Annotated in this window: 25 protein-coding genes and 1 pseudogene; 16 read left to right on the top strand and 10 right to left on the bottom strand. The window is 69.7% G+C overall.

Features of this window, described 5'->3' with window-relative positions:
* Positions 1 to 205: 205 nt before the first annotated feature.
* The 4 genes from ASD38_RS17255 to ASD38_RS17240 form a co-directional block, all read right to left on the bottom strand.
* Positions 206 to 1,099, bottom strand: a complete 894-nt coding sequence (locus ASD38_RS17255) for an oxygenase MpaB family protein (RefSeq protein WP_056439746.1) — start codon at positions 1,097 to 1,099, stop codon at positions 206 to 208.
* A gap of 167 nt (positions 1,100 to 1,266) precedes the next feature.
* Positions 1,267 to 2,871 carry a fatty acid--CoA ligase gene (locus ASD38_RS17250; RefSeq protein WP_082560775.1) on the bottom strand — a complete coding sequence of 535 codons (1,605 nt, stop codon included), beginning with the start codon at positions 2,869 to 2,871 and terminating at the stop codon, positions 1,267 to 1,269.
* Positions 2,872 to 3,006: 135 nt separating this feature from the next.
* Positions 3,007 to 3,465: a hypothetical protein gene (locus tag ASD38_RS17245; protein ID WP_056461884.1), complete on the bottom strand. Its 459-nt coding sequence runs from the start codon at positions 3,463 to 3,465 to the stop codon at positions 3,007 to 3,009.
* A 213-nt stretch (positions 3,466 to 3,678) separates the two neighbouring features.
* Positions 3,679 to 4,023: a hypothetical protein gene (locus ASD38_RS17240; protein WP_056461881.1), complete on the bottom strand. Its 345-nt coding sequence runs from the start codon at positions 4,021 to 4,023 to the stop codon at positions 3,679 to 3,681.
* A gap of 256 nt (positions 4,024 to 4,279) precedes the next feature.
* Here ASD38_RS17240 and ASD38_RS17235 point away from each other — a divergent pair, with 256 nt between their 5' ends.
* The gene (locus ASD38_RS17235) at positions 4,280 to 5,929 is read left to right on the top strand and encodes an HWE histidine kinase domain-containing protein (RefSeq protein WP_082560778.1); all 1,650 of its coding nucleotides are present in this window, start codon (positions 4,280 to 4,282) and stop codon (positions 5,927 to 5,929) included.
* 147 nt (positions 5,930 to 6,076) lie between these two features.
* A complete protein-coding gene (rutB, locus tag ASD38_RS17230; RefSeq protein ID WP_056461875.1) occupies positions 6,077 to 6,778 on the top strand; it encodes a pyrimidine utilization protein B in 702 nt (233 codons plus the stop codon).
* 2 nt (positions 6,779 to 6,780) lie between these two features.
* Here rutB and ASD38_RS24695 read toward each other — a convergent pair.
* A pseudogene (locus ASD38_RS24695) lies at positions 6,781 to 6,903 on the bottom strand (hypothetical protein); the annotation flags it as partial.
* On the opposite strand from ASD38_RS24695, the gene rutC reads away from it, so the two are divergent.
* The 3 genes from rutC to rutA are packed head-to-tail and all read left to right on the top strand — an operon-like array spanning position 6,902 to position 9,199.
* Positions 6,902 to 7,306: a pyrimidine utilization protein C gene (gene rutC, locus ASD38_RS17225; protein WP_056461871.1), complete on the top strand. Its 405-nt coding sequence runs from the start codon at positions 6,902 to 6,904 to the stop codon at positions 7,304 to 7,306. The pseudogene ASD38_RS24695 and the gene rutC overlap by 2 nt on opposite strands.
* Positions 7,307 to 7,309: 3 nt before the next feature.
* The gene (rutD, locus tag ASD38_RS17220; protein WP_056461868.1) at positions 7,310 to 8,125 is read left to right on the top strand and encodes a pyrimidine utilization protein D; all 816 of its coding nucleotides are present in this window, start codon (positions 7,310 to 7,312) and stop codon (positions 8,123 to 8,125) included.
* 3 nt (positions 8,126 to 8,128) lie between these two features.
* Positions 8,129 to 9,199, top strand: a complete 1,071-nt coding sequence (gene rutA / locus ASD38_RS17215; protein WP_056461865.1) for a pyrimidine utilization protein A — start codon at positions 8,129 to 8,131, stop codon at positions 9,197 to 9,199.
* 143 nt (positions 9,200 to 9,342) lie between these two features.
* On the opposite strand, the gene ASD38_RS17210 is transcribed toward rutA, so the two are convergent.
* Both ASD38_RS17210 and ASD38_RS17205 read right to left on the bottom strand, forming a co-directional pair.
* A complete protein-coding gene (locus tag ASD38_RS17210) occupies positions 9,343 to 9,849 on the bottom strand; it encodes an FKBP-type peptidyl-prolyl cis-trans isomerase (protein ID WP_056461862.1) in 507 nt (168 codons plus the stop codon).
* Positions 9,850 to 9,967: 118 nt separating this feature from the next.
* On the bottom strand, positions 9,968 to 10,435 hold the full coding sequence (locus tag ASD38_RS17205) for a MarR family winged helix-turn-helix transcriptional regulator (protein ID WP_200946017.1): 468 nt from the start codon (positions 10,433 to 10,435) through the stop codon (positions 9,968 to 9,970).
* Between the two features lie 128 nt (positions 10,436 to 10,563).
* Here ASD38_RS17205 and ASD38_RS17200 point away from each other — a divergent pair, with 128 nt between their 5' ends.
* Positions 10,564 to 10,980: a VOC family protein gene (locus tag ASD38_RS17200; RefSeq protein WP_056439580.1), complete on the top strand. Its 417-nt coding sequence runs from the start codon at positions 10,564 to 10,566 to the stop codon at positions 10,978 to 10,980.
* 66 nt (positions 10,981 to 11,046) lie between these two features.
* Here the strand turns inward: ASD38_RS17200 and ASD38_RS17195 are convergent, their stop codons facing one another.
* Positions 11,047 to 12,981 carry a M61 family metallopeptidase gene (locus tag ASD38_RS17195; RefSeq protein WP_056461858.1) on the bottom strand — a complete coding sequence of 645 codons (1,935 nt, stop codon included), beginning with the start codon at positions 12,979 to 12,981 and terminating at the stop codon, positions 11,047 to 11,049.
* A 195-nt stretch (positions 12,982 to 13,176) separates the two neighbouring features.
* Positions 13,177 to 13,545 carry a response regulator transcription factor gene (locus ASD38_RS17190; protein WP_056439574.1) on the bottom strand — a complete coding sequence of 123 codons (369 nt, stop codon included), beginning with the start codon at positions 13,543 to 13,545 and terminating at the stop codon, positions 13,177 to 13,179.
* Between the two features lie 188 nt (positions 13,546 to 13,733).
* Here ASD38_RS17190 and ASD38_RS17185 point away from each other — a divergent pair, with 188 nt between their 5' ends.
* The 5 genes from ASD38_RS17185 (at position 13,734) to ASD38_RS17165 (ending at position 18,474) form a co-directional block, all read left to right on the top strand.
* Positions 13,734 to 14,402 carry a PepSY-associated TM helix domain-containing protein gene (locus ASD38_RS17185; RefSeq protein ID WP_442856954.1) on the top strand — a complete coding sequence of 223 codons (669 nt, stop codon included), beginning with the start codon at positions 13,734 to 13,736 and terminating at the stop codon, positions 14,400 to 14,402.
* Positions 14,403 to 14,413: 11 nt separating this feature from the next.
* A complete protein-coding gene (locus ASD38_RS17180) occupies positions 14,414 to 14,947 on the top strand; it encodes a DUF2271 domain-containing protein (RefSeq protein WP_056461854.1) in 534 nt (177 codons plus the stop codon).
* 17 nt (positions 14,948 to 14,964) lie between these two features.
* Complete coding sequence (locus ASD38_RS17175; RefSeq protein WP_056461853.1) at positions 14,965 to 15,846, top strand: DUF4198 domain-containing protein; 882 nt, start codon at positions 14,965 to 14,967, stop codon at positions 15,844 to 15,846.
* Positions 15,847 to 15,919: 73 nt separating this feature from the next.
* The gene (locus ASD38_RS17170; protein ID WP_056461849.1) at positions 15,920 to 16,912 is read left to right on the top strand and encodes an FAD:protein FMN transferase; all 993 of its coding nucleotides are present in this window, start codon (positions 15,920 to 15,922) and stop codon (positions 16,910 to 16,912) included.
* Positions 16,909 to 18,474 (top strand): flavodoxin domain-containing protein, encoded by a 1,566-nt coding sequence (locus ASD38_RS17165; protein WP_056461845.1) that lies wholly within the window; start codon positions 16,909 to 16,911, stop codon positions 18,472 to 18,474. Before ASD38_RS17170 ends, ASD38_RS17165 begins: the two co-directional genes overlap by 4 nt.
* 94 nt (positions 18,475 to 18,568) lie before the next feature.
* Here ASD38_RS17165 and ASD38_RS17160 read toward each other — a convergent pair whose 3' ends face one another.
* Positions 18,569 to 19,111, bottom strand: coding sequence for an NTP transferase domain-containing protein (locus ASD38_RS17160; RefSeq protein WP_056461842.1), 543 nt, complete (start codon positions 19,109 to 19,111; stop codon positions 18,569 to 18,571).
* Between the two features lie 200 nt (positions 19,112 to 19,311).
* Between ASD38_RS17160 and ASD38_RS17155 the strand changes: the two genes are divergently transcribed.
* The 5 genes from ASD38_RS17155 to xylD all read left to right on the top strand — a co-directional run bounded on the left by ASD38_RS17155 (position 19,312) and on the right by xylD (position 25,276).
* Complete coding sequence (locus ASD38_RS17155) at positions 19,312 to 20,373, top strand: LacI family DNA-binding transcriptional regulator (protein WP_056439558.1); 1,062 nt, start codon at positions 19,312 to 19,314, stop codon at positions 20,371 to 20,373.
* Positions 20,374 to 20,555: 182 nt separating this feature from the next.
* The gene (locus ASD38_RS17150) at positions 20,556 to 21,707 is read left to right on the top strand and encodes a fumarylacetoacetate hydrolase family protein (RefSeq protein WP_056461953.1); all 1,152 of its coding nucleotides are present in this window, start codon (positions 20,556 to 20,558) and stop codon (positions 21,705 to 21,707) included.
* A gap of 23 nt (positions 21,708 to 21,730) precedes the next feature.
* Positions 21,731 to 22,483, top strand: a complete 753-nt coding sequence (xylB, locus tag ASD38_RS17145) for a D-xylose 1-dehydrogenase (protein WP_056439548.1) — start codon at positions 21,731 to 21,733, stop codon at positions 22,481 to 22,483.
* A gap of 143 nt (positions 22,484 to 22,626) precedes the next feature.
* Positions 22,627 to 23,508 carry a D-xylonolactone lactonase gene (xylC, locus tag ASD38_RS17140; protein WP_056461841.1) on the top strand — a complete coding sequence of 294 codons (882 nt, stop codon included), beginning with the start codon at positions 22,627 to 22,629 and terminating at the stop codon, positions 23,506 to 23,508.
* On the top strand, positions 23,495 to 25,276 hold the full coding sequence (gene xylD / locus ASD38_RS17135) for a xylonate dehydratase XylD (protein ID WP_056461838.1): 1,782 nt from the start codon (positions 23,495 to 23,497) through the stop codon (positions 25,274 to 25,276). Before xylC ends, xylD begins: the two co-directional genes overlap by 14 nt.
* The last annotated feature ends 116 nt before the right edge of the window (positions 25,277 to 25,392 follow it).

Raw genomic sequence — 25,392 nt, 5'->3', positions numbered from 1 at the left:
CGCTTACCATCCCGAGGCGCGCCGCGCAGATGAATTCGTCGCGGGACTTCACCTGGGCAAGGCCGCGCCGGTGAACACTTGCCCCCACCTGACCGCTTCGCGGTCTGTCCGCCCCCACAGGGGGCGGAGGAGGTGCGCACGGCCTCCTCTTCCCCCTCTGGGGGAAGACGGTCGCGAAGCGACCCGTAGGGGGCAAGTGCTGCCTCTACCGTCGATACAGATAATCCCCCGCCAGTCCCATCCGTTGGCACGCCTCCACCGCCGGCGTGCCCTTGAGCGGAAGCCGGTCCGCCGCCGCGCCGGCCAGCTTCACCAGCCGCCGCTCGACCGGGCCCAGATCCCATTCACGGCCCAGCCCGACCACCGCCCGAACCTCCGGCGGGGTGATCGCCGCCGCCGCCCGGATCAGCGCCCCCTGCAGGCCGCGCAGCGGGGCCGGCAGGATCGCCGTCCGGCGCATCAGCTCCAGGAACTCGAAGACGATCTCGTGGCGCTCCAGCTTCGGCAGCATGGCCGCCAGCTGGGCCTCCCATTCCGCCACCGAGGCCGGCGCCCCGACCGCGCCGTACAATGCCGCGGCCGGCGCGGCCTCGGCGTAGAATCGGTCGCGCTCGGCGTCGCTCAGCGGACGGGCGAAGGCGTGATAGGCCTCCATGAAGCCGAAGCTGGCGGTGGCCTGCACCCAGTCCAGCAGCTCCACGTCGTTGGCCCGGTAGGCCGCGCCGGCCGGGGTGTCGCCGGTGACCCTGTCGTGCATGCGCCGCACGCCGGCGATCATCTTCTCGGCGACCGAACGCGCGCCATAGACCGTGACCATGGCCGCCAGCCCGGTGCGCTTCAGGCGCGGCAGCGGATCGCGGCGGAAGCTGGAATGCTCCCAGACGCCGGTGCGGACGCGCGGCTCGGCCAGCTCCAAGATCACCGCCGTCACCCCGCCGACGAACAGCGAGATCGGGTTCTTGAACACCCGCCACGACACCGAGTCCGGCGCGGCCAGGGCCGGCTCGCCGGCCGGCCGGCGAAAGTCGACGCGGGGTCCGCCCTCGGGCTGATACAGCCCCTGGACCAGCCCCGCCACGCGACCGTCGCCGTGCGTCATCGAGTTCACCTTCCGCTGGTTCACTGGGTCGCCGGTAGACCGGCAATCGCCAGCGGGCCGTCCTCGTCCTTCGACAGGCTCAGGATGAGGACGACTTTCACGGCCATTGAACTCGAATTCCTCATCCTGAGCCTGTCGAAGGACGAGGAATTCGCCCCCCCCCCACCTCAATTCACCCGTCGTTCCTTGCCCGCCCAGTACGGCTCGCGCAGCTCGCGCCGCAGGATCTTGCCCGAGGCGTTGCGCGGCAAGGCCTCGATGAAGTCGATGGTCTTGGGCGCCTTGAAGCCGGCGATGCGGCTCTTGGCGAAGGCGATGATGTCGGCCGGATCCTCGGGCGCGCCCGGCTTGAGGGCCACCACCGCCTTGACCGCCTCGCCCCAGGTGTCGTCGGGCACGCCGATCACCGCCACCTCGGCCACGTGCGGATGGCCGTAGACGGCGCTCTCGACCTCGGCCGGATAGATGTTCTCGCCGCCGCTGATGATCATGTCCTTCACGCGATCGTGGATGAACAGGTAGCCGTCTTCGTCGAGGTAGCCCGCGTCGCCGGTGCGCAACCAGCCATCGGAGCCGATGGTGTCGGCCGTCGCCTGGGGCAGCTTCCAGTAACCGGCCATGTTGGCGGGCGAGCGGACCGCCACCTCGCCCACCGCGCCCGGCGGCAGGGTTTCGCCGTTCTCGCCGAGGATCTTCAGCTCCGCGCCCGGCATGGGCAAGCCGGCCGAGCGCATGCGGGCGTTGCCGGCCGGGTCGTGGTCCTGCGGCGGCAGATAGACCACCGTGCCGGTCGTCTCGGTCATGCCGTACTGCTGGACGAAGCCGCAGCCGAACACCTCGATGCACTCGCGCAGCAGGTCCAGCGGGATGGGCGCGGCGCCGTAGAGGATGTGGGTCAGGCGGCTGTAGTCGACCTGGCGCGCCCGGGGCAGGCGCACCACGATCTGCAGGGCGGCCGGCACCATGAACATCTTGGAGACCCGGTCCTTCTCGATGAAGTCCAGCACCTTGGTCGGGTCGAACTCGCGCGCCACCACGCCCTTGGCGCCGTTGACCAACCCGACCACGCCCCAGCCGGTGCCGCCGATGTGGGCCACGGGCATGGCCACGAGGCTGACGTCGTCGGGGCCCCAGCGGTTCCAGTCCATGTCGGCCAGGGCCGCCAGTTTGCGGGTGGCCAGGATGTTGGAATGGGTCAGCATCGCGCCCTTGGGCCGGCCGGTGGTGCCCGAGGTGTAGAGCTGGACGGCTATGTCGGCCGGAGTGACCACGCTCGTCGGCGGATCGCAGGCGGCGGCGTCGCGCCAGTCCTCGAACTCCGGATGGCCGTAGTCGTTGGCCTCCATGGCGATCAGCGTGGGCTGGTCGAGGATCAGCTCGGCCACGTCGCGGACATGGGCCAGAAGCTCGGGGCCGACGAACACCATGCGGGCTTCGGCGTCGCCCAGGATGTAGGCGATCTCGCGCGGGGCCAGCCGCCAGCCGATCGGGGCCAGCACCACCCCGGCCTTGGCCGCGCCGAACAGCAGCTCGAAATAGTGGTCGCTGTTCTTGCCGACATAGGCGATGCGGTCGCCCTTGGTCAGGCCCTCGGCCAGCAGGGCGTTGGCCACGCGGTCGGTATCGCGGTCGAAGTCGGCGAAGGTCGTCGAGCGGCCTTCGAACACCAGGGCCGTCGCGCCCGGCCGGACCTCGTGGTGGTAGCGGGCGACGTCGCCCAAGGTCGTCATGCGATCGAAATCGACGGCGGGTCCAGGGGCGGGTCCGGGCATGGTCGACGTGTCTCCTCGCGCTGTCCGAGGCGGTCTGGCGCCGCCTTCGGCTGGGTGGGACATCAGGATGAGGGGCATTTCCGCCGCGCGGCTAGGGAAAAACGCGCCTTCCGTCGCGGCGGACACGGTCCTTGGTCAGGCCTTGGCGTCGAGGCGGCGGGCGTTGGCCGTCGCGGCGGCGTGCACCGGGGCCAGCATCGCCGACTGCCAGGCCACGCCCAGCGACATCATCCGCCCCCAGAACGCCACCGCGCCGAGCGAGGCGGTCATGGCCGGCGCGACGCCGTAGCTGGGCGTCTTCCAGACCTGGGCGAGATAGCGGTTGGACTCCGCCGCCATGGCCAGCCAGGCCGGTCCGCCCGCCGCCGCGCCCTGGGCGAACGCCAGGGGCTTTTCCGAGACCATGCGCGTCAGCTCGGCGTAGTTCCCGCGCATCGGGTCGTTCAGCGCCTGGGCGATCATCGGCGTGCGGGCGTTGACCACGCGAAGCGAGGCCAGGGCCAGTTCGGCGCCGGCCGTCGCCAGGGCGAAGGCGTCGGAAGAGGTCGCCGCCTTGCGGCGGGTGCGGCGGGGCGTCTTGCGGGGTTTGGCCATGCGGGGACAACGCGCCCGAGGAGGCCTTCGCTCCGCTTCCATGAAAAAGAGCCGGCTTCGGAGGCGAAAACCTCGTCCTTCGACAAGCTCACGATGAGGTTTTCTACTGCCGCCTCAGATGATGCCCTCTACCGCCACGGCCCGTGGAATGGTCCTCATCCTGAGCTTGTCGAAGGACGAGGACCACGCAGCAGACTTGAAGGTTGATCGCGCCTAGTGCGCCGCGTCCTTGGCCTTGTCGCCGGCCTTTTCGGCCTGATCGCCGGCCTTCTCGGCCTGGTCGCCCGCGGCGGCGGCCTGATCGCCGGCCTTCTCGGCCTGGTCGCCCGCGGCGGCGGCCTGGTCGCCGGCGGCCTTCTGCGTGGCTTCGTCGCCGGTGGAGGCGGCCGTGGCGCTGGCCTGGGCGGCGGTCTCGGCGGCGTCGGCGGCCTGTTTGCTCGAGGCGGCGGCGGCGTCGCTGGCGGCGGCGGCTTCCTGGGCCTTCTGGGCCTTGTTTTCACCGCAGGCGGCGGCGGTCAGGGCGAGAGCGGCGACGGCCGCGATGGTGACGATACGCATGCTGTGAAGTCTCCCAAAATCCCCGACATCTTTGCCGTGGGCTGAGCAAGAGAACCCGGAGGCGCGTCGAAGGTTGCCCCGCCGTCGGACGCCCGCCCCGGTCGGCCTAAGCGCTTGACCCGGCGCGGCGGTCGCCGTCTCTTGAGGCCGATCCGCAGGATGAGCCCGTCCCCCCTTGCCCAACCCGGTCGCCCCCGACCCCGCATCGAACCCGCCCTCGCCCGCCGCCGGCACCGTGCGCCGGCGCCTGCTGCTGATGGCCCTGAGCCTGGTCGTTCCGGCCACGATCTTCATGGCCCTGCTGGCCCGCGCCGAGTTCGGCGAGAGCCGGGCGCGCTACGAGCGGCAGCTGATGGCCACCACCCGGGCCCTGGTGCTGGCCACCGACCGCCAGATCGGCCAGGGCCAGAGCGTGCTGCAGACCCTGGCGGTCTCCCCCGCCCTGATCTCCGGCGACATCCCCGCCTTCGAGCGCCAGGCCCGGGCGGTCGTGCAGGGAACCGACGGCTGGATCGTGCTGCTCGACAACGAGCGGCAGCTGGTCAACACCCGGCGCCCGGCCGGCGCGCGCCCGCCCAAGGTCGGCCTGTCGGACCTTCGCTGGCAGACCATCCGCGCCGGCCGCGCGTCGGTGTCGAACCTGGTGCTGCCCAAGCAGGCCGACCCGGTCCCGCCCTTCGTGTCGATCGACATGCCGGTCATCGTCGACGGCAAGCTGTACGACCTGGCCTATCAGCAGTCGCCCAAGGCCTTCTCGTCGATCTTCGCCGCCCAGACCATTCCGCCCAGCTGGACGGCCAGCATCGTCGACCGCGAGGCCTCGATCGTGGCGCGCTCGAAGAATGTCGACCGCTTCCTGGGCCGCAAGGTCACCGAGGACATCCGCAAGGTCATGGCGCACGGCAATGAAGGGGTCACGCTGAGCCACACCCTGGACGGCACGCCCAGCCTCTCGGCCTTCAGCCGGTCGTCGACCAGCGGCTGGTCGTTCATCGTCGGCGTGCCGCGAACCGAGCTGAGCCGGGCCAACTGGTCGTCGGTGGGCTGGCTGACCGCGGCCAGCCTGTTGCTGCTGGTCATCGGCGCGGCGGTCGCCCTGGCGGTCTCGCGCGACATCTCGGCCTCGGTGCGCGGGCTGGGCGCCGACGCCAAGGCCATGGCGGCGGGCGAGGAGATCGCCCTGTTCCCGGACCGTTTCCGCGAGATCGCCGAGGTACGCGCGGCCCTGCAGGACGCCGCCGCCCAGCTGCGGGCCCGCGAGGCCGAGGAGCAGCGCGCCCACCAGCGCCAGCAGCTGATGATCAACGAGCTGAACCACCGGGTGAAGAACACCCTGTTCACGGTGCAGTCCCTGGCCCGCCAGAGCCTGGGCCGTCCCGCCGACACGCCCGGCCTGCACGCCTTCAACGAGCGCCTGATGGCCCTGGCCCGCGCCCATGACCTGCTGACCCAGAGCGTCTGGGAGGGCGCCGACCTCAAGGAGATCCTGGAGGAGACGCTCGAACCCTATCTGGACCGGACGGTGCTGGCCGGGCCGCGGGTGGCCCTGACGCCCAACGCCGCCCTGGCCCTGTCGATGGTGTTCCACGAGCTGGGCACCAACGCGGTCAAGTACGGCGCCCTGTCGCTGCCCGAGGGCACGGTGACGGTGGTCTGGCACGTCGATCCCGGCGCGCCCCATCGCCTGACCCTGCACTGGGAGGAACGCGGCGGCCCCACCGTGTCGCCGCCGGCCCGCAAGGGCTTCGGCTCGCGCCTGATCGCCGCCAGCTTGAAGGCCGACGTGGCCGGCGAGGCCCGTGTCGACTATCGCCCCAGCGGCCTGGTCTGCGTCCTGACCCTGTCGCTGCCCCAGACCGGCAAGGAAGAGGCCGAGGGACAGAGCGCGGGGTCGGACGCTATTTAGTAAGTCGTTTCTGAATTAGCTCAAGACTTAGGCGCCGCTCGGGGCAATCGCGGTTCAACGACCATCGATCGATTGCGCCCCGCTTCGCGATGGTCTTACCTGCGTCGCTCACCCCTCTGGGCCACGCCCGGTAAGAGATCGAGCCCGATGACGACACCCGACACCCTGATGCTGCCGGCCCGGCCCGAGCCGATCGCGCTCCCCGTCGACAAGACAGCCGTGATCGTCATCGACATGCAGAACGCCTACGCCTCGCCCGGCGGCTATCTGGACCTGGCCGGCTTCGACATCAGCGGCGCGGCGGCGGTGATCGACAAGATCAAGGGCGTGTTGGACGTGGCCCGCGGCGCGGGCATGCCGGTGATCTATTTCCAGAACGGCTGGGACAGCGACTATGTCGAGGCCGGCGGCCCCGGCTCGCCCAACTGGCACAAGTCCAACGCCCTGAAGACCATGCGCGCCCGGCCCGAGCTGCAGGGCAAGCTGCTGGCCAGGGGCGGCTGGGATTACGAACTGGTCGACGAGCTCAAGCCCGTCCCCGGCGACATCGTCCTGCACAAGACCCGCTACAGCGGCTTCTTCAACAGCCAGCTGGACAGCGTGCTGCGCTCGCGCGGCGTGCGCCACCTGGTGTTCGTGGGCATCGCCACCAATGTCTGCGTGGAGTCGACGCTGCGCGACGGCTTCTTCCTGGAATATTTCGGCACGGTGCTGGAGGACGCCACCCATCAGGCCGGCCCCGACTTCGTGCAGCAGGCGGCGCTCTACAACATCGAGAAGTTCTTCGGCTGGGTCTCGACCACGGCGGACTTCAAGGGGGCGGTGGGGCAGCGGGAAGGCGTCGGCTAGCGCCGCGGGAGCCGCCCCCGTCCTTCGACAAGCTCAGGATGAGGGCTACTGAAACGACACTCCAGATCCTCATCCTGAGCCTGTCGAAGGACGAGGATCTCGCAACACCAAAGGAGACCACACATGCCCAAGACCGTCATCCTCCCGCCCGGCACGGGCACGCCCATCGCGCCGTTCTCGCCGGGAACCCTGGCCGACGGCGTGGTCTACGTCTCGGGCACCCTGGCCTTCGACAAGGACAACAACGTCGCCTTCCCCGAGGACGCCGAGGCCCAGACCCGCCAGGTGCTGGAGACCATCAAGTCGGTCATCGAGACCGCCGGCGGCACGATGGACGACGTGACCATGAACCACATCTTCCTGACCGACTGGTCCAACTACCACACCATCAACAAGGTCTATGCCGAGTACTTCCCCGGCGACAAACCGGCCCGCTACTGCATCCAGTGCGGCCTGGTGAAGCCCGGCTTCGTGGTCGAGATCGCGTCCGTCGCCCACATCGGCCAAAAAGACGGGGGCAAGAAGTAGACGATGCACAGCGGAACCGTCGACGGCCTGTACTACGAGGTCCATGGCGGGCCGGCGGCCGATCGCGGGACGGTGATCCTGTCGGCCGGCCTGGGCGGTTCCGGCGCCTTCTGGGCCCCGCAGATGGCGGCGCTGACCAGCCGCTTCCGCGTGGTGCTGTACGACCATCGCGGCACGGGCCGCAGCGTTCGGACCCTGACCAACCCGCATTCGGTGGCGGCGATGGGCGACGACATCGTCCAGGTGATGGACGCCCTGGGCCTGGAGCGCGCCCACGTGGTGGGCCACGCGGCCGGCGGCAACGCGGGCCTGGCCCTGGCGCTGGACCATCCGGACCGCATCGACCGGCTGGTGGTGGTCAACGGCTGGTCGCGTCCCGACCCGCACATCAAGCGCTGCTTCGACACCCGCCTGGCGCTGCTGAACAACACCGGCATCGCCGCCTATGTCCACGCCCAGCCGCTGTTCCTGTATCCGGCCGACTGGCTGAGCGCCAACAACGCCCGCCTCGAGGCCGAGGAGGTCCACCACATCCAGGGCTTCCCGGACCCGGACGTCATGCGGGCCCGCATCCAGGCCCTGCTCGCGTTCGACATCGACGACGCCCTGGAAAGAATTCGATGCCCGGTGCTGGTCAGCGCCAGCGCCGACGACATGCTGGTGCCGTCGGCCTGCTCGCGCCGCCTGGCCGAGCGCCTGCCCGACGCCGTGCTCGACATCGCGCCCTGGGGCGGCCACGGCTTCACCGTCACCGCGCCCGAGGCCTTCAATTCACGCCTGCTGAGCTTCCTCGGCGGCGACCTTCAAGAGGGGGAATAACCCATGGAAATCGGCGTCTTCATTCCGATCGGCAACAACGGCTGGCTGATCTCCGAGGCGGCTCCGCAGTACATGCCGAGCTTCGCGCTGAACAAGGAGATCGTGCAGAAGGCCGAGAAGTACGGCTTCGACTTCGCGCTCTCGATGATCAAGTTGCGCGGCTTCGGCGGCAAGACCCAGTTCTGGGAGCACAATCTCGAGAGCTTCACCCTGATGGCCGGCCTGGCGGCCGTGACCGACAAGATCAAGATCTTCGCCACCGCCGCCACCCTGACCATCCCGCCGGCCATCGTGGCCCGCATGGCCTCGACCATCGACTCCATCGCCCCGGGCCGCTTCGGCATCAACCTGGTCACCGGCTGGCAGAAGGCGGAATACGACCAGATGGGCCTGTGGCCGGGCGAGCAGCACTACACCGACCGCTACAACTACCTGGCCGAATACGCGACCGTGCTGCGCGAGCTGCTCGACACCGGCGTCAGCGACTTCAAGGGCAAGTACTTCCAGATGACCGACTGCCGGGTCAGCCCGCACCCGGAAGACACCAAGCTGATCTGCGCCGGCTCGTCCAACGAGGGCCTGGCGTTCACGGCCCAGTACGCCGACTACAGCTTCGCCCTGGGCAAGGGCGTCAACACCCCGACCGCCTTCGGCGGGGTCAACGACCGCCTGAAGGCCGCCGCCGACAAGACCGGCCGGGACGTGGCTTCCTACATCCTGTTCATGATCATCGCCGACGAGACCGACGAGGCGGCCATGGCCAAGTGGCAGGCCTACCGGGCCGGCGCCGACCAGGAAGCCCTGGCCTGGCTGACCAACCAGGCCGCGCCGAACGCCGCCGCCGGCTCGACCACCAACACCGCCCAGCTGGCCGCGCCGGAATCGGCGGTGAACCTGAACATGGGCACCCTGGTGGGCTCGTTCGAAAGCGTCGCGCGGATGCTGGACGAGGTGGCGGCCGTGGAGGGCACGGCCGGCGTGCTGCTGGTGTTCGACGACTTCGTGGCCGGGGTCGAGAACTTCGGGACGAAAATCCAGCCGCTGATGACGAGCCGGAAGGGCCTAGGGGGCTAACACTTGCCCCCACCTGGCGGCTTCGCCGCCTGTCCGCCCCCACAGGGGGCGGAGGACGAGAACGCGGCGCCCTCTTCCCCCTTTGGGGGAGGAGCGCCGAAGGCGCGGAGGGGGCAAGTGTTCGCCCGCTCCGCGCCTTCAATTCAGTCCACCGCCAGCATCCCGATCAGCCGCAGCCTGAACACCAGCACGCTGTTGGCCGGGATGGGGCCCGTGCTGCGTTCGCCGTAGGCCAGCTCGGCCGGGATCCACAGGGTCCATTCGTCGCCGACGTGCATCAGCGGCAGGGCCTCCAGCCAGCCCGGGATCAGGCCCTCGGCCGGCATGATCGCCGCCTGGCCGCGCTGGAACGAGCTGTCGAACACCGTGCCGTCCAGCAGCTTGCCCTCGTAGTGCACCTTGACGATGTCGCCGATCTTCGGCGAGGGGCCGGTCTTCGGACCCGAGGTCGTCACCTTGTACTGCAGGCCCGAGGCCGTGGTGACGACGCCGGACGCCTTGGCGTTCTTGGCCAGGAAGGCCTGGCCCTCGGCCAAGGTCTTGGCGGTGTCGACGGCGGCCGACAGCTGGGGCGGGCTCGAAGCCTCCTGCGCCAGGACGGGGCTCGACAGCAGGGAAAGGCCCAGGACCAGGCCGGCGATGCGGTTCATGCGGACACTCACAGCGGAATTTGAGACAGAAGACATCCGAGCGGACGTCTGGATGGGCGAAGCGTGAAGCTTGGATCGTCTTCCACGGAACCCGTGGCGGCATCAAGACCGGACGCGCTCAGGCGGGCGGAATGATGTCGTCTTCGAGCGACCGGGCCAGCTTGCGAAGCAAGGTCGCGAGCCTTGCACGTTCCTCGTCATCGAGCACGTCCAGGATCCGGGCTTCCACCTCCATGTCCCGCCGAAACGCCGCCTCGGCCACACGGCGACCTTCCGGCGTAAGCTCGACGAGCAGGCCGCGGCCGTCCGCTTCGTCCGGTGGACGACGAATGAGGCCGGCCTTGGTCAATCGCTTCAGTCTGTCGGTGAGCCCTCCGGACGAGATCATCAGCGAGCGGTAGAGTTCGGTGGGGCGAAGACGATAGGGCTGTCCCGATCGCAGCAGGGTCGCGACCACGTCGAATTCGCCGGTGTCCAGGCCATGTTCGGCGAACACGGCTTCGATGGCCGGCCGCGCTTGGGTCGCGATGAGACGCGCGCGGCCCAAGATCGCCATCCCGACCGTATCAACGTCGGGCAGTTCCATGGCCCATTGGGCCCGACGGGTGTCGATGCGATCCAGCCGCCCGTCCACATGTCTTGACATCAAGATATCTAACCCGCATTTATCTCGACATCGAGATACATCCGTTTCGACGCTTTTGGAAAGACCCGATGCCCAAGATGCTTTTCGTGAACCTGCCGGTACGGGACCTGGCGGCGGCGACCCGGTTCTATCAAGCGATCGGCTTTGAGAAGAACGCCCAGTTCAGCAACGAGCAGGCGTCTTCCATGGTCTGGTCCGACGCCATCACCTTCCAGCTGATGGTCCACGACTACTACGCGACATTCACCACCAAGCCGATCGCCGACGCCCACCAGACCAGCGCGGCCCTCTTCGCCCTGTCGCGCGACAGTCGCCAGGACGTCGACGCCATCGTCGAGGCCGCCGCCAAGTCCGGCGGCAAGGCGGACGTCCGCGAGGCCCAGGACCTGGGCTTCATGTACATCCGGACCTTCGCCGACCCGGACGGCAATGTGTTCGAGCCAGCGTGGATGGACATGTCGTCCATGACCGGCGGGCAGGCGTAGCGTCGCCAAGGAAAAGGGCCGCCGGCGTCTCCGCCGGCGGCCCCTTCACTGTCTCCGCACCAGCGCCTATTTGCGCGCGGTGTAGATGTCGTCCAGCCGCGCGGGCGTGCCTTCGATGCGCTCCAGGCGCGGGTAGCGCAGGCCGCCGTGATAGTCGATCTTGACCGTCCGGTAGCGCTCGCCGTCCTTGACCAGCAGCTCGACCGCCGGGGCGTCGGCCTTGGCCGTGGCCTTGACCGCATCCTTGATCAGGTCGTCGGAATAGGCCGTGCCGTTGATCGCCACGATGGTCTCGCCGGCCGTCAGGCCCGCCTTGAAGGCCGGGGTGTCCCAGTTGACCGCCGACAGCACGCCTTCCTTGCCGATCGTCACGCCCAGCGAGTAGCTGAGATTGACGACCTTGCCCCGGGTTTCCGCCGCCTTGTAGAACTCGGTCGGGGTGTCGGTATAGACCAGCTTGTAGCCGCCGCGGGTCAGGCCATCGAGCGGCGCGTGCTCCGAAAGCCCCTCGATCCGGGTCTTCAGGAAGGTGGCCCAATCGTTGGCCACCACGCCGTTCAGCGTCTGGACCACGGTGTCGAAGTCGTAGGTCAGCGGCACGTAGGAGCCGTTCTCGACGCCGAAGAAGGCCTTGGCGAAATCGTCGAGCGACTTCTTGCCGCCGGTCTTCTCGCGGATCAGCGTATCGGCGTCGAGCCAGACCAGCTGGCCTTCCGAATAGTAGTCCTCGCTACGCTGCCAGCTGGTCCACGAGGCCGGCTTGCGGTTGGCGATGATCGGGTCGTTGGTGGTGTCGAGCACGTTGCGCCAGTTGCGGCCGGCGCGGGTGTCGTAGAGCGCGGCGGTCATGGCCAGGGAGTCCAGGCCCTGCTGCTTGGTCTGCAGGCCCGAGCGGGCGGCCAGCACATTGCCCCAGTACTGGGTCTGGCCCTCGTAGACCCACATCAGGCTGTCGCGCATCGGCTCGTTCAGCGTGGGGGTGTAGAGGTCGGCGGCGCGGCGGAACTTGCCGTTCCACGAGTGGGTGTATTCGTGGGCCAGCAGGTCGCGGCCGACATAGGTCTTGTCCCAGTCGGTGAAGTATTTGGGCACGACGCCGTTTTCACTGGAGCGGTGATGCTCCAGGCCGATGCCGCCCATCTTGTCGGTCAGGGCCAGCAGGAAGTCGTAGTGGTCGTAGTGGTGCGCGCCGTACAGCTTGTAGGCCTGCTGCACCAGGCTGCGGTGGATCTGCAGCTGCTCGGGCTTGATCTCCAGCAGCTCGGGCTTGTCGGCGACGATGTTCAGGCGCACCGGCGTGGCCGCGCCCGGATCCAGGTCGACCTGCTTGTAGTAGCGGCCGGCGAACATCGGCGAGTCGACCAGGGTCTCGAAGGTGGTGGTCTTGAAGGTGGTGGTCGAACCGCTGGTCGAGGCCTTCTCCAGCGCGGTGCCGAAGCTCCAGCCTTCCGGCAGCTTGACGGTCGGCTCGATCTGGATGCGGCGCGTGTAGTAGCCGGCCGGGTAGAAGCCCAGCTGCAGCCATTGCACGTTCAGCATGTCGTCGGTCACCAGGATGCGGCCGACGTCGGCCTTCACCGGGGTGAGGAACTGGAAGCTGACCTGAACCTCGGTCGCGCCTTCGGGCACGTCGAAGTGGAAGGCGTGGACGGCGACCGGGTCGCGGGTCCACGGCAGGGGCTTGCCGTTGGCGGTGATCACCAGACCGGCCATCTTGTCCAGGTCGTTGCGCGGCGAGTGGCCGCCCGGAACCCACTGGGGATAGAGGATGGTCATCGGGCCGGACTTGGCGACCGGGATCGTCTCGCGGACCTGGAAGATCTTGCGGTCCAGGTCGGTGGCGTCGACCGACAGCTTCAGCACGCCCGGATAGGCGACGTCCTGGGCGGCGGCGATCGCCGGGGTCGGCGGCGCCTGGACCGGAACGCGCTCCTGGGCGAAGGCGCCGGAGAAGCTGAGCGAAAGAGCGAGGGCGGAGGCGGTAAAGAACAGCGTTTTCAAGAAACGACCCCAATGCGACGCGCAGGCATGCTCCCGCGACGAAAGGCGGCATACTTCTCCTCTAAAGCGGTGCTTGTCGAGGTCGCCTGTCGCATCGACGGATCGATTGGTCGAGTTTTTGGGTCAAGCCTGCCGGGCAGGCGCCCCGTGACTCCGACCGAACCGCGTTCGCCGGCCTGCTTTCAGGCCGCCCCTTCAGGCCGCGTGCGGCCAGCGCGCCTCCAGCGCCCGCACCGCGCCCAGCAGGCGGGCCGGCGAGATCGGCTTTTCGAGGCGGGCGTCGCCGCGCTCGTCTTCGGTCAGCAGGCGGTCGTCGCGGGCCGAGGCCAACAGCACGGCCGTGCGCGCGCCCCGACGACGGCGCGTGGCCTTGATCAGCTCGCCGCCGGTCATGCGCGGCATCCAGAAATCGGTGATCAGCAGATCGGGATCGAAGGCGTCCATGGCCGCCAGGGCCTGCTCGCCGTCGCGGCAGACCAGCACCTCGAAACCCGCCTCGCTGAGGGTGATCTCGTGGATGGTGGCCAGGAGGATATCGTCCTCCGCGACTAGGATCCTGCGCAACGCTCGCCCCCGACGTGCTTAACAACTGGTAAACAGAACTAGCCGCCCCCGAGGCGCGCGTCCCCGTGCGCTATCGTCGCACTCGGCATTGTCGCACTGGGCGATCCAGAATTCCTTAATCGCGGAAGAAAGCCCGAACGGGCGCCGCGTCGCGCGGGAAGGCTTGCTTTTGCAAGTCGTTCTTAAGTATGGCCTTGGCTCAGCTCAAGCCCTCGCCCCCGGATTCCGTGAAAACCGCACCCGTCCAGCAAAGCCGCTCGTTCTGGCTCAAGCAGTTGCACCAGTGGCACTGGATCAGCGCCGCGCTGAGCCTGATCGGCCTGCTGCTGTTCGCGATCACCGGCTTCACCCTGAACCACGCCGGCCAGATCGAGGCCAAGCCCAAGATCGTGAGCCGCAAGGCGACCGTGCCCCCCGAACTTCTGTACCTGCTGGCCTCGGGCCCGGTGGAGGGCAAGCGCCCCTTGCCGATGGAGCTCGAGACCTGGCTGGACAAGGCCGTCGACGCCGACATCGCCCGCCGCGAGGGCGAGTGGTCGGAGGAAGAGGTCTATATCGCCCTGGCCCGTCCCGGCGGCGACGCCTGGATCAGCATCGACCGCCAAACCGGCGCCGTGGAGCACGAGAAGACCACGCGCGGCGCGATCTCGCTGCTCAACGACCTGCACAAAGGCCGCAACGCCGGCAAGGCCTGGGGCTGGTTCATCGACATCTTCGCCGCCGCCTGCGTGATCTTCGCGGTCACCGGCCTGATCCTCCTGCAATTCCACGCCCGGGCCCGTCCCCTGACCTGGCCCCTGGTGGCCGGAGGCCTGGTGATCCCGCTGCTGCTCGTCATCCTTTTCGTCCACCTGTGAGGCGTCCCGTCATGAAGCGCTCCCCCCCGAAGCTGTCGCTGTCCTTGCTGACCTTCTCGGCCCTCGGCGCCGGCGCGGCGACGCCCGCCCTGGCCGCCGATCTCAACGTCACCGTCGAGGTCCCGCGCCTGACGGTGGCCGAGTACCACAAGCCCTATGTCGCCATCTGGGTGGAGGCCCCCGACGCCTCGGCCGCCGCGACCCTGGCGGTCTGGTACGACGCCGACTCCAAGGAAGACCACGGAACCAAGTGGCTGAAGGACATGCGCCAGTGGTGGCGCAAGGCCGGCCGCGCGATGAGCTTCCCCGCCGACGGGATCAGCGGCGCGACCCGCGCCCCCGGCCCGCAGAAGCTGGTGTTCAGCGGGGCCAAGGGTCCGCTGAAGGACCTCAAGCCCGGCCAGTACAACCTGGTCGTCGAGGCCGCCCGCGAGGTCGGCGGCCACGAAGCCGTCCGCGTGCCGTTCACCTGGGGCAAGCCGGGCGCGCCCGCCACCGCCAAGGGGACGGCCGAAGTCGGCGCCGTCACCGTCGCCGTCAAATAGATCGAGAGAGAAACGCCATGACCTTCAAGAAGCGCCTTCTCGCCGTCGCCGCCCCCCTGGCCATTGGCGTCGCCCTGCTCCTGCCCTCGGCCGCCAGCGCCCACCGCGGCTGGATCGTGCCGTCGTTCACGGTGCTGTCGGGCGACGGCGCCTGGGTGACGCTCGACGCGGCGATCTCCAACGAGCTGTTCTACGCCGACCACAATCCGATGCGGCTGGACGCCGTGGTGGTCACCGCGCCGGACGGCTCGGTCGACAAGATCCAGAACGCCCTGACCGGCAAGTACCGCTCGACCTTCGACGTCCAGCTGGCCAAGCCGGGCACCTACAGGATCGGCTCGGCCACCAGCTCGATCATGGCCAGCTGGACGCAAGACGGCCAGGTCAAGCGCTTCCGCGGCACGCCGGAAGAGTTCGCCAAGCAGGTCCCGGCCGGCGCCGCCGACCTGAAGACCATCAAGAGCTTCAACCGCAACGAAACCTTCGTCACCCGCGACGCGCCGACCACCACGGTGTTCGCGCCGACCGGCAAGGGCCTGGAGCTGGTCCCGGTCACCCATCCCAACGACCTGGTGGCCGGCGAGGCGGCGACCTTCAGGTTCCTGCTCGACGGCAAGCCGGCGGCGGACCTGGACGTGACCCTGGCCCCCGGCAATTCGCGCTACCGCGCCACCCCCGGCGACTTCAAGGTCAAGACCGGCGCCGACGGGTCGTTCAAGGTGACCTTCCCGGAGGCCGCCATGTACTGGCTGAACGCCGTGGCGCGCAGCGGCGAGACCGGCCGCGGTCCCGGCGGCGGCATGGGCGGCCCCGGCGGCGCTCCGGCGCCCGCCACGCCCCTGGCCGGCGACGGCATGAGCGCCAGCTACACCGCCACGCTCGAAGCCCTGCGGCCGTAGAACTCAAAACGTTGTCATCCCGGACAGCGCTCCGCGCTTCCGGGATGACAACCTCATTTGATTTGCGATCCCCATGACCCGCGTTCTCGTCCCCCAACTCGCAGAACCGCCCGCCCGCCCGATCGGCGGCGCGGTGCTGGCGCTCGCCGGCCAGACGATGGGCACGACGTGGTCGGTCAAGCTGGTCGCGCCGCCGACCGCGAACGCCGACGCCCTGACCGCCATGGCCCAGCGCGAGCTGGACGGCGTCGTCCGGGAAATGAGCCCGTGGGAGCCGCTGTCGGACCTGTCGCGCTACAACCGCGCCGCCGCCGGACGCTGGACCGCCCTGCCCCCGGCCTTCGCCCAGGTGCTGCGCTGCGCCCTGGAGGTCGCCGAGGCCACGGACGGCGCGTTCGACCCGACCCTGGGCGCGCTGGTCGACCTGTGGGGCTTCGGCCCGCGTCCGTTCTCGGGTTCGCCGCCGCCGGCCGACGCCGCCGCCAGGGCCCGCGACGCGGCCGGCTGGCGCCGCCTGACCTTGGACGGCGACAGCCTGTTCCAGCCGGGCGGCCTGCGCCTGGACCTCAACGGCGTCGCCAAGGGCTTCGCGGTCGACCAGGTCGCCGCCGCCCTCGACCGGGCCGGGGCGCGCTCGTACCTGATCGAGGTCGGCGGCGAGCTGCGCGGGACCGGGGCCAAGCCCGACGGCCAGCCCTGGTGGGTCGAGCTGGAACGCCCGCCCACGGCCAATGACGGCTTGCGCACCCTGGTCGCCCTGCACGGCCTGTCGGTGGCCACCTCCGGCGACTACCGCCGGTTCTTCGAGCACGACGGCCGCCGCTACGCCCACACCCTGGACCCGGCCACCGCCGCCCCCGTCGCCAACCCCACGGTCAGCGTCACGGTGCTGGATGAAAGCTGCATGCGCGCCGACGCCTACGCCACGGCCCTGACCGTGATGGCGCCCGACGCCGCCCTGGCCTTCGCCGACGCGCACGGCCTGGCCGCGATGATCCTGGCGCGCGGCCCGACTGGCCTGGAGGAGCGCCTGTCGCCGGCCCTGTCGGCGATGCTCGACGCATGAGCCTCCTGAATCCGTTTTGGGAAAGCCTGACGCCCGAGGCCCGCCGCCTGTGCGCCGCCGGCCTGGTGCTGGCGGCCTATGCCCTGTTCTGCCTGGCCGTCGCCGTGCGCGAGGCCCGGCGCCGCCGCGCCGCCAGCCGCGCGGCCCAGGCCCTGTCGACCGGGACCGGCGCCGGCGTGCTGGTCGTCCACGCCAGCCAGACCGGCTTCGCCGAGGAACTGGCCCTGGCCACCGCCAAGCTGCTGGGCGACGCCGGCGCGCGGGTGACGCTGAAGAGCCTGGCGGACGTCACCGCGCCCGATCTCGCCGCCGCCAAAAATCCCGAGAGGGCCCGCGCCCTGTTCGTGGTCAGCACCACCGGCGAGGGCGACGCCCCCGACGACGCCCGCCGCTTCATTCGCGACGTGATGAGCGGCGAGCCCGCCTTGCACGGCCTGAGCTACGGCGTGCTGGCCCTGGGCGACAGCACGTACACGCACTTCTGCGCTTTCGGCCGCACCTTGGACGCCTGGCTGGCCCGGCATGGCGCCGCGCCGCTGTTCGACCGGGTCGAGGTCGACGACGGCGACCCGGCCGCCTTGCGCCACTGGAAGTCGCATGTCGGCGTGCTGGCCGGCGTCACGGACGCCCCCGACTGGACCCGGCCGCGCTACGGCCGCTGGCGGCTGGCCGAGCGCCGGCGACTGAACCCGGGCAGCCCGGGCGACGCGGCGTTCCATATCCGGCTCGAGGCGCTGGAGGCCGCGACCTGGGAGGCCGGCGACATTCTGGAAGTCGGGCCGCGCAACGATCCGGCCGAGGTCGCGGCCCTGATGGCGCGGCTGGGCCTGGACCCCGCCGCCCCGGTCGTCGCCGAGGACGGCGCGACCCTGGCCCAGGCCCTGTCCTGGCGACGCCTGCCGCACGACGACGGCCTGGCCTCCGCGACGCCCCAGGCCCTGGTCGACGCCCTGCCGCCCCTGCCCCACCGCGAATACTCGATCGCCTCGCTGCCGGCCGACGGCGGCGTCGAGCTGCTGGTCCGGGCGATGAAGCGGGCCGACGGCAAGCCGGGGCTGGGCTCGGGCTGGCTGACCGCCCACGCCGCCGAGGGCGCCGAGATCGCCGCGCGGGTGCGGACCAACCGCGCCTTCCATGGTCCGCAAGGCGACCGGCCGCTGATCCTGATCGGCAACGGCACGGGCCTGGCCGGCCTGCGCGCCCACCTCAAGGCCCGCGCGGCGGCCGGCCAACACCGCAACTGGCTGGTGTTCGGCGAGCGCACGGCGGCCCACGACTATTTCCACCGGGACGAGATCGAGGCCTGGTTGGCCGACGGGGTGCTGGCCCGCCTGGACCTGGCCTTCTCACGCGACCAGGACCGCAAGATCTATGTCCAGCACCGCCTGATGGAAGCCGCCGAGCCCCTGCGCGCCTGGGTCGCCGACGGGGCGTCGATCTATGTCTGCGGCTCGCTGGAGGGGATGTCCGGCGACGTCCACGCGGCGCTGACGGCCGTGCTGGGAGCCGGGACGATGGAACGACTGGCCGACGAAGGGCGATATCGGCGGGACGTGTACTGACGATCGCCGTGGATGAAGGTGGGGACACACACTCACGGCAAGACCCTGCCCAATGATCCGAGACCATGGGGTTGAGTGTGTGTCCCCCTCTTGATCAGCGGCCTGACAACGCCGCCCGCTCCTCCGGCGTATTAGCCCCGCGCAGCCGCGCGGCCACCGCCTCATCGCAAGCCAGCGCCACAAGCCTCGCCCGCTCGACCAGCCGCCGCAGCGGCCAGCTGTCCTCGGCCTCAACCGGCAAGGCGGCCAGGGTCAGAACCATCGGCACCGGCAGCCCCTCGTAGAACGCCCCGGGCCCCTCCACCGCCAGCAGCGGCGCCAGGTCCTCGGCCGTCACGGTCGGCGCGTCGACCGCCAGCACCAGGACCCGCGCCAGGCCGTGCGCCGCCAGGGCCCGCGCGCCGGCCAGCACCCCGCCGACCGGTCCCCCGCCGGGCGCCGGATCATCGACATGCTCCAGCCCATGGTCGCGCCCCGCCGTCAGCACCCGGACGGCGCCGACCGCCGTCGCCAGGGCCGCCACGCGGTCGACCGCCCTGCGGCCGTCCCACTCCAGCACGGCCTTGTCGGCGCCCATGCGACGCGAGGCGCCGCCGGTCAGGATGATCGCCCCGAACGGGGTCGTGCATGGGGTCATGGCTCTAATCTAGGTCAGACAAAGTTCGCCGTCTGCATCGCGTTGGCCGCAACGCGTTCGGACGAAAGCCTGAAAGGACAGGAGACGGCGGGCCGTGATCGCGCTGCCGGACCCTGTGCTCCATCAAAGACTTGCGGCTCGTCTTCCAAGACACGACCAAAACGGTCTAGTGTCCGCCGCGATTAAGGGACGGAACATCGATGAACGACCGCAACGAGCGTCAACGCCGCCGCACGACCCAGAGCGCGACCATCCGCGACGTGGCGGCCCTGGCCGGGGTGTCGCCCATGACGGTGTCGCGGGTCATCAACCGCGAGACGACGGTCAAGACCGAGACCAAGGCCCTGGTCGAGGCCGCGATCAGCGAGCTGAACTACGCGCCCAACCCCGCCGCCCGCAGCCTGGCCGGCTCGGCCCCGTTCCGCATCGGCCTGCTCTACGACAACCCCTCGACCGGCTATCTGTCCGAGTTCCTGGTCGGGGCGCTGGACGAAAGCAGCCGCACGGGCGCGCAGGTGGTGATCGAGAAGTGCGCCGAACCGGAACTGGCCGGCGCCACCCTGACCCGTCTGCTGAAGACCGGCGTCGACGGCCTGATCCTGCCCGCCCCGCTGTGCGAGAGCGCCCAGGTCCTGGCCGAGGTCAAGGCCGCCGGCGCCGCCGCCGTGGCCGTGGCGCCCGGCATGCCCAGCGCCGACATGGCCACCATTCGGATCGACAACGAGGCCGCCGCCTTCGAACTGGCCCAGCACCTGCTGGCCCTGGGCCACAAGCGGTTCGGCGTCATCAAGGGCCACCCCAACCAGACGGTCAGCCAGCAACGCCTGGACGGCTTCCTCTCGGCCTTGAAGGGCGCCGGCATCCCGGACGAGAACGTCCGCGTCGAGCAGGGCTACTTCACCTACCGCTCGGGCCTGGAGGCGGCCGAACGGCTGCTGGGCGAGGACGACCGCCCCACCGCCATCTTCGCCGGCAACGACGACATGGCCGCGGCCACCGCGGGCGTCGCCCACCGCATGGGACTGGACGTGCCCGAGGACCTGTCGATCGTCGGCTTCGACGACACCTCGATCGCCGCCAACATCTGGCCGGCCCTGACCACCGTCCACCAGCCGATCGCCGCCATGGCCCGCGCGGCCGTCGACCTGGTGCTGGAGGAAATCCGCCGCAAGCGCGGCAAGGCCGGCGAGCCCAGGCAGCTGATGCACCCGCACACCCTGATCGTGCGCGATTCGACGGGGCCGGCGCCCAGCGAAGGCTGAGCGCGATCTACCGGGATTCCGGCCGCCTTTGACGCATGGCGCGCCCAATCGCTCGCAATTCCGTCAATTGTATTATCAAATCACCGACTTGCGCGACCATGCATGTTAGCGCTAACAGATGTGCCGACGTGAACGAGCGTGACCGTGGTTTGGTCGTAAAGCTCGGCTAGGGAGAAGACGTGGTGGGCATTGTGGAGTTCCTTCCCGAGGATTGGCGCGAGGCGACCCTGCTGGGCCGCATCGACTTCGGACAAGGTCCGACGCCCGTCCTGATCCGCGACGGGCGGATCGAGGATGTCAGCAAGATCGCGCCCACCACCTCCGACCTGATGAACGCCTTCGCCCCGAGCGCGGCGATCCCGCAGGGCGAGGACCTGGGTCCGCTGGACGCGCTGGACGTCCGCCCCGTCTGGGCCGATCCCGAAGGCGCGGCCGCCAAGCTGCTGGCTCCGGTGGACCTGCAGGTGCTGAAGGCCGCCGGCGTCACCTTCGCCGTCTCGACCCTGGAGCGGGTGATCGAGGAACGCGCGCGCGGCGACGCCGCCGCCGCCCTGAAGATTCGCGAGCAGCTGTCGGCCAGCATGGGCGGCGACCTGCGCAGCGTGAACCCGGGTTCGGACGGCGCCGCGCGCCTGAAGGCCACCCTGATCGCCGACGGCCTGTGGTCGCAGTATCTGGAAGTCGCCATCGGCCCCGACGCCGAGATCTTCACAAAGGGTCCCACGCTGTCCTCGATGGGCTGGGGCGACCACGTGGGCGTGCGCAGCGACAGCCACTGGAACAATCCCGAGCCGGAAGTCGTGCTGCTGTGCGACGGCCAGGGCCGGATCCGCGGCGCCTCGCTGGGCAACGACGTCAATCTGCGCGACTTCGAAGGCCGCTCGGCCCTGCTGCTCAGCAAGGCCAAGGACAACAACGCCTCGTGCTCGATCGGCCCGTTCTTCCGCCTGTTCGACGACGGCTTCTCGCTGGATGACGTCCGCTCGGCCGAGGTGACGCTGAACATCACCGGCCGCGACAACTTCGTGCTCGACGGCCACAGCAACATGAGCCTGATCAGCCGGGACCCCGCCGTTCTGGCGGGTCAGGCGTTCGGCAAGCAGCACCAATATCCCGACGGTTTCGCCCTGTTCCTGGGCACGATGTTCGCCCCGATCCAGGATCGCGACGCCGCGGGCCAGGGCTTCACCCACAAGGTCGGCGACCGCGTGCGCGTGGCCACCCCGAAGCTGGGCGTTCTGGAGAACGAGGTGACCACCTGCGATCTCGCCGCCCCGTGGACGTTCGGCGTCTCCGCCCTGATCCGCAACCTGGCTGGCCGAGGCCTCCTGTGAATTTTGAAGTAAAGCGCCCGCAAGTGAGCACCTCCTCCGCCATCTATCCCAGCCTCAGGGGCAAACGCGTCGTCATCACCGGCGGCGGCTCAGGCATCGGGGCCGGCATCGTCGCCGGCTTCGTGCGCCAGGGCTCCGAGGTGATCTTCCTCGACGTCGCCGACGAGGACTCCAAGGTCCTGGCCCAGCAGCTGTCGGGCGCGGACATCGCGCCGGTCTATATCCGCTGCGACCTGACCGACCTGGAAGCGGTGGCCAAGACCTTCGCCCAGATCGGTCCCATCGACGTGCTGGTCAACAACGCCGGCAACGACGACCGCCACAAGCTGGCCGAGGTGACGCCCGCCTACTGGGACGAGCGCATGAACGTGAACCTGCGCCACATGCTGTTCTGCACCCAGGCCGTGGCCCCGGGCATGAAGGCGCGCGGCGGCGGGGCGGTGATCAACTTCGGTTCGATCAGCTGGCACCTGGGCCTGGAGGACCTGGTCCTCTACGAGACCGCCAAGGCCGGCATCGAGGGCATGACCCGCGCCCTGGCCCGCGAGCTGGGCCCCGACGACATCCGCGTCACCTGCGTGGTGCCCGGCAACGTCAAGACCAAGCGCCAGGAGAAGTGGTACACGCCCGAGGGCGAGGCCGAGATCGTCAAGGCCCAGGCCCTGAAGGGCCGCCTGGTCCCCGACCATGTCGCCTCGCTGGTGATGTTCTTGGCCTCGGACGACGCGTCCCTGTGCACCGGCCACGAATACTGGATCGACGCCGGCTGGCGTTGATCGGCGCGTAGAGTCCCCTCCCGCCCTTCGGGCCCGCCCCAGGACGGGGAAAGATCCGGCGCCGCGCCGATCCTCGACCTTTGGAGGAGCTGTCGCGAGGCGATGGAGGGGATATACCGCTGTGAACTGAGAGGACGTCGCGCATGCCCGAACCCACCTGCGTCTGGGATCTGAAGGCCACCCTCGGCGAGGGGCCGATCTGGTCCGCCGAGGAACAGGCCGTGTGGTTCGTCGACATCAAGGGCCACAAGGTCCACCGCTTCCATCCGGCCAGCGGCGAGACCAAGAGCTTCGACGCCCCCGACCAGGTCACCTTCCTGGCGCCGCACGCCGGCGGCGGCGGGTTCGTGGCCGGCCTGAAGAGCGGCCTGCACCGCTTCGATCCGACGACCGGCGCCTTCGTCTTCCTGGCGCGGATCGAGCCGCCGGAGCTCAACAACCGCCCCAACGACGCCACGGTCGACGCCGAGGGCCGCCTGTGGTTCGGCACGATGCACGACGGCGAGGAGACCCCGACCGGCGCGCTCTACCGCCTGAGCGCCGACGGCGCGCCGGTCCAGCAGGATGAAGGCGTCTGCATCACCAACGGCCCCTGCGTGTCGCCCGACGGCAAGACGTTCTACCACACCGACACCCTGGAAAAGGTCATCTGGGCCTACGACCTGGGCGCGGACGGCGCGCTCTCCAACAAGCGCCTGTTCTTCAAGCTCGAGATCGCCGACGCCTGGCCCGACGGCTCGGTGGTCGACAGCGAGGGCTTCGTCTGGACGGCCCTGTGGGGCGGCCATGGCGCCCTGCGGATCTCGCCGCGAGGCGAGGTCGTCGACCGGATCATCCTGCCCGCCGTCAACGTCACCAAGCCCTGCTTCGGCGGGCCCGACCTGAAAACCGTCTATTTCACCACCGCCCGCAAGGGCCTGAGCGACGAGCAACTCGCCGCCAATCCCCTGTGCGGCGGCCTGTTCGCCCTGCCCGTCGCCGTCGCCGGCCAGCCCCAATACGAGGTGCGTCTTGACCTCCCCTAACAGAACTCCCCGCCGCTTCCGCTCGCGCGACTGGTTCGACAATCCGGACCACATCGACATGACCGCCCTCTATCTGGAGCGGTTCATGAACTACGGGATCACCCCGGAGGAGCTGCGCAGCGGCAAGCCGATCATCGGCATCGCCCAGACCGGCAGCGACATCTCGCCGTGCAACCGCATCCACCTGGACCTGGTGACCCGGATCCGCGACGGCATCCGCGACTCCGGCGGCATCCCGATGGAGTTCCCGGTCCACCCGATCTTCGAGAACTGCCGTCGCCCGACGGCGGCCCTGGACCGCAACCTGTCGTATCTGGGCTTGGTCGAGACCCTGCACGGCTATCCGATCGACGCCGTGGTCCTGACCACCGGCTGCGACAAGACCACCCCGGCCGGCATCATGGCCGCCACCACGGTCAACATCCCGGCCATCGTGCTGTCGGGCGGGCCGATGCTGGACGGCTGGCACGACGGCGAGCTGGTTGGCTCGGGCACGGTGATCTGGCGCTCGCGCCGCAAGCTGGCGGCCGGCGAGATCAACGAGGACGAGTTCATCCAGCGCGCCGCCGACAGCGCCCCCTCGGCCGGCCACTGCAACACCATGGGCACGGCCTCGACCATGAACGCCGTGGCCGAGGCCCTGGGCCTGTCGCTGACCGGCTGCGCGGCCATCCCCGCCCCCTATCGCGAGCGCGGCCAGATGGCCTATCGCACGGGCCAGCGGATCGTCGACCTGGCCTATGAGGACATCAAGCCCAAGGACATCCTGACCAAGCAGGCGTTCGAGAACGCCATCGCCCTGGTCGCGGCGGCCGGCGGCTCGACCAACGCCCAGCCGCACATCGCGGCCATGGCGCGGCACGCGGGCCTGGAGATCACCGCCGACGACTGGCGCGCGGCCTACGACATCCCGTTGATCGTCAACATGCAGCCGGCCGGCAAGTATCTGGGCGAGCGCTTCCACCGGGCCGGCGGCGCGCCGGCGGTGCTGTGGGAGCTGCTGCAGCAGGGCCGCCTGCACGGCGACGTCCTGACGGTCACCGGCAAGACGATGGCCGAGAACCTGGAAGGCCGCGAGACCAAGGACCGCGAGGTGATCTTCCCCTACGCCCAGCCGCTGGCCGAAAAGGCCGGCTTCCTGGTGCTGAAGGGCAACCTGTTCGACTTCGCGATCATGAAGTCCAGCGTGATCGGCGCCGACTTCCGCGCCCGCTATCTGAGCAAGCCCGGCCAGGAAGACATCTTCGAGGCCCGGGCCATCGTGTTCGACGGTTCGGACGACTATCACGCCCGGATCAACGACCCGGCGCTGAACATCGACGAGCACTGCATCCTGGTGATCCGCGGCGCCGGTCCGATCGGCTGGCCCGGCTCGGCCGAGGTGGTCAACATGCAGCCGCCGGACGCCCTGCTGAAGCGCGGCATCATGAGCCTGCCCACCCTGGGCGACGGCCGCCAGTCGGGCACCGCCGACAGCCCCTCGATCCTCAACGCCTCGCCCGAAAGCGCGATTGGAGGAGGTTTGTCCTGGCTCAGGACCGGTGACGCCATCCGCATCGACCTGAACACCGGCCGCTGCGACGCCCTGGTGGACGAGGCGACGATCAGCGAGCGCCGCAAGGAAGGCATCCCGGCCGTCCCCGCGACCATGACCCCCTGGCAGGAAATCTACCGCGCCCACACGGGCCAGCTGGAAACCGGCGGGGTGCTGGAGTTCGCGGTCAAGTACCAGGACCTGGCCAGCAAGCTGCCCAGGCACAATCACTGATCTGGAAGGCCCTCGGAGCGATCCGAGGGCCTTTTTGGTTTAGGGATCGGCGGCTAACGCTTGCCCCCTACGGACCGCTTCGCGGTCGTCTTCCCCCAGAGGGGGAAGAGGAGTCG

The sequence above is a fragment of the Caulobacter sp. Root487D2Y genome, from assembly GCF_001427165.1.
Lineage (GTDB): Bacteria > Pseudomonadota > Alphaproteobacteria > Caulobacterales > Caulobacteraceae > Caulobacter.
This window is presented reverse-complemented; position numbering and strand designations above follow the sequence as displayed.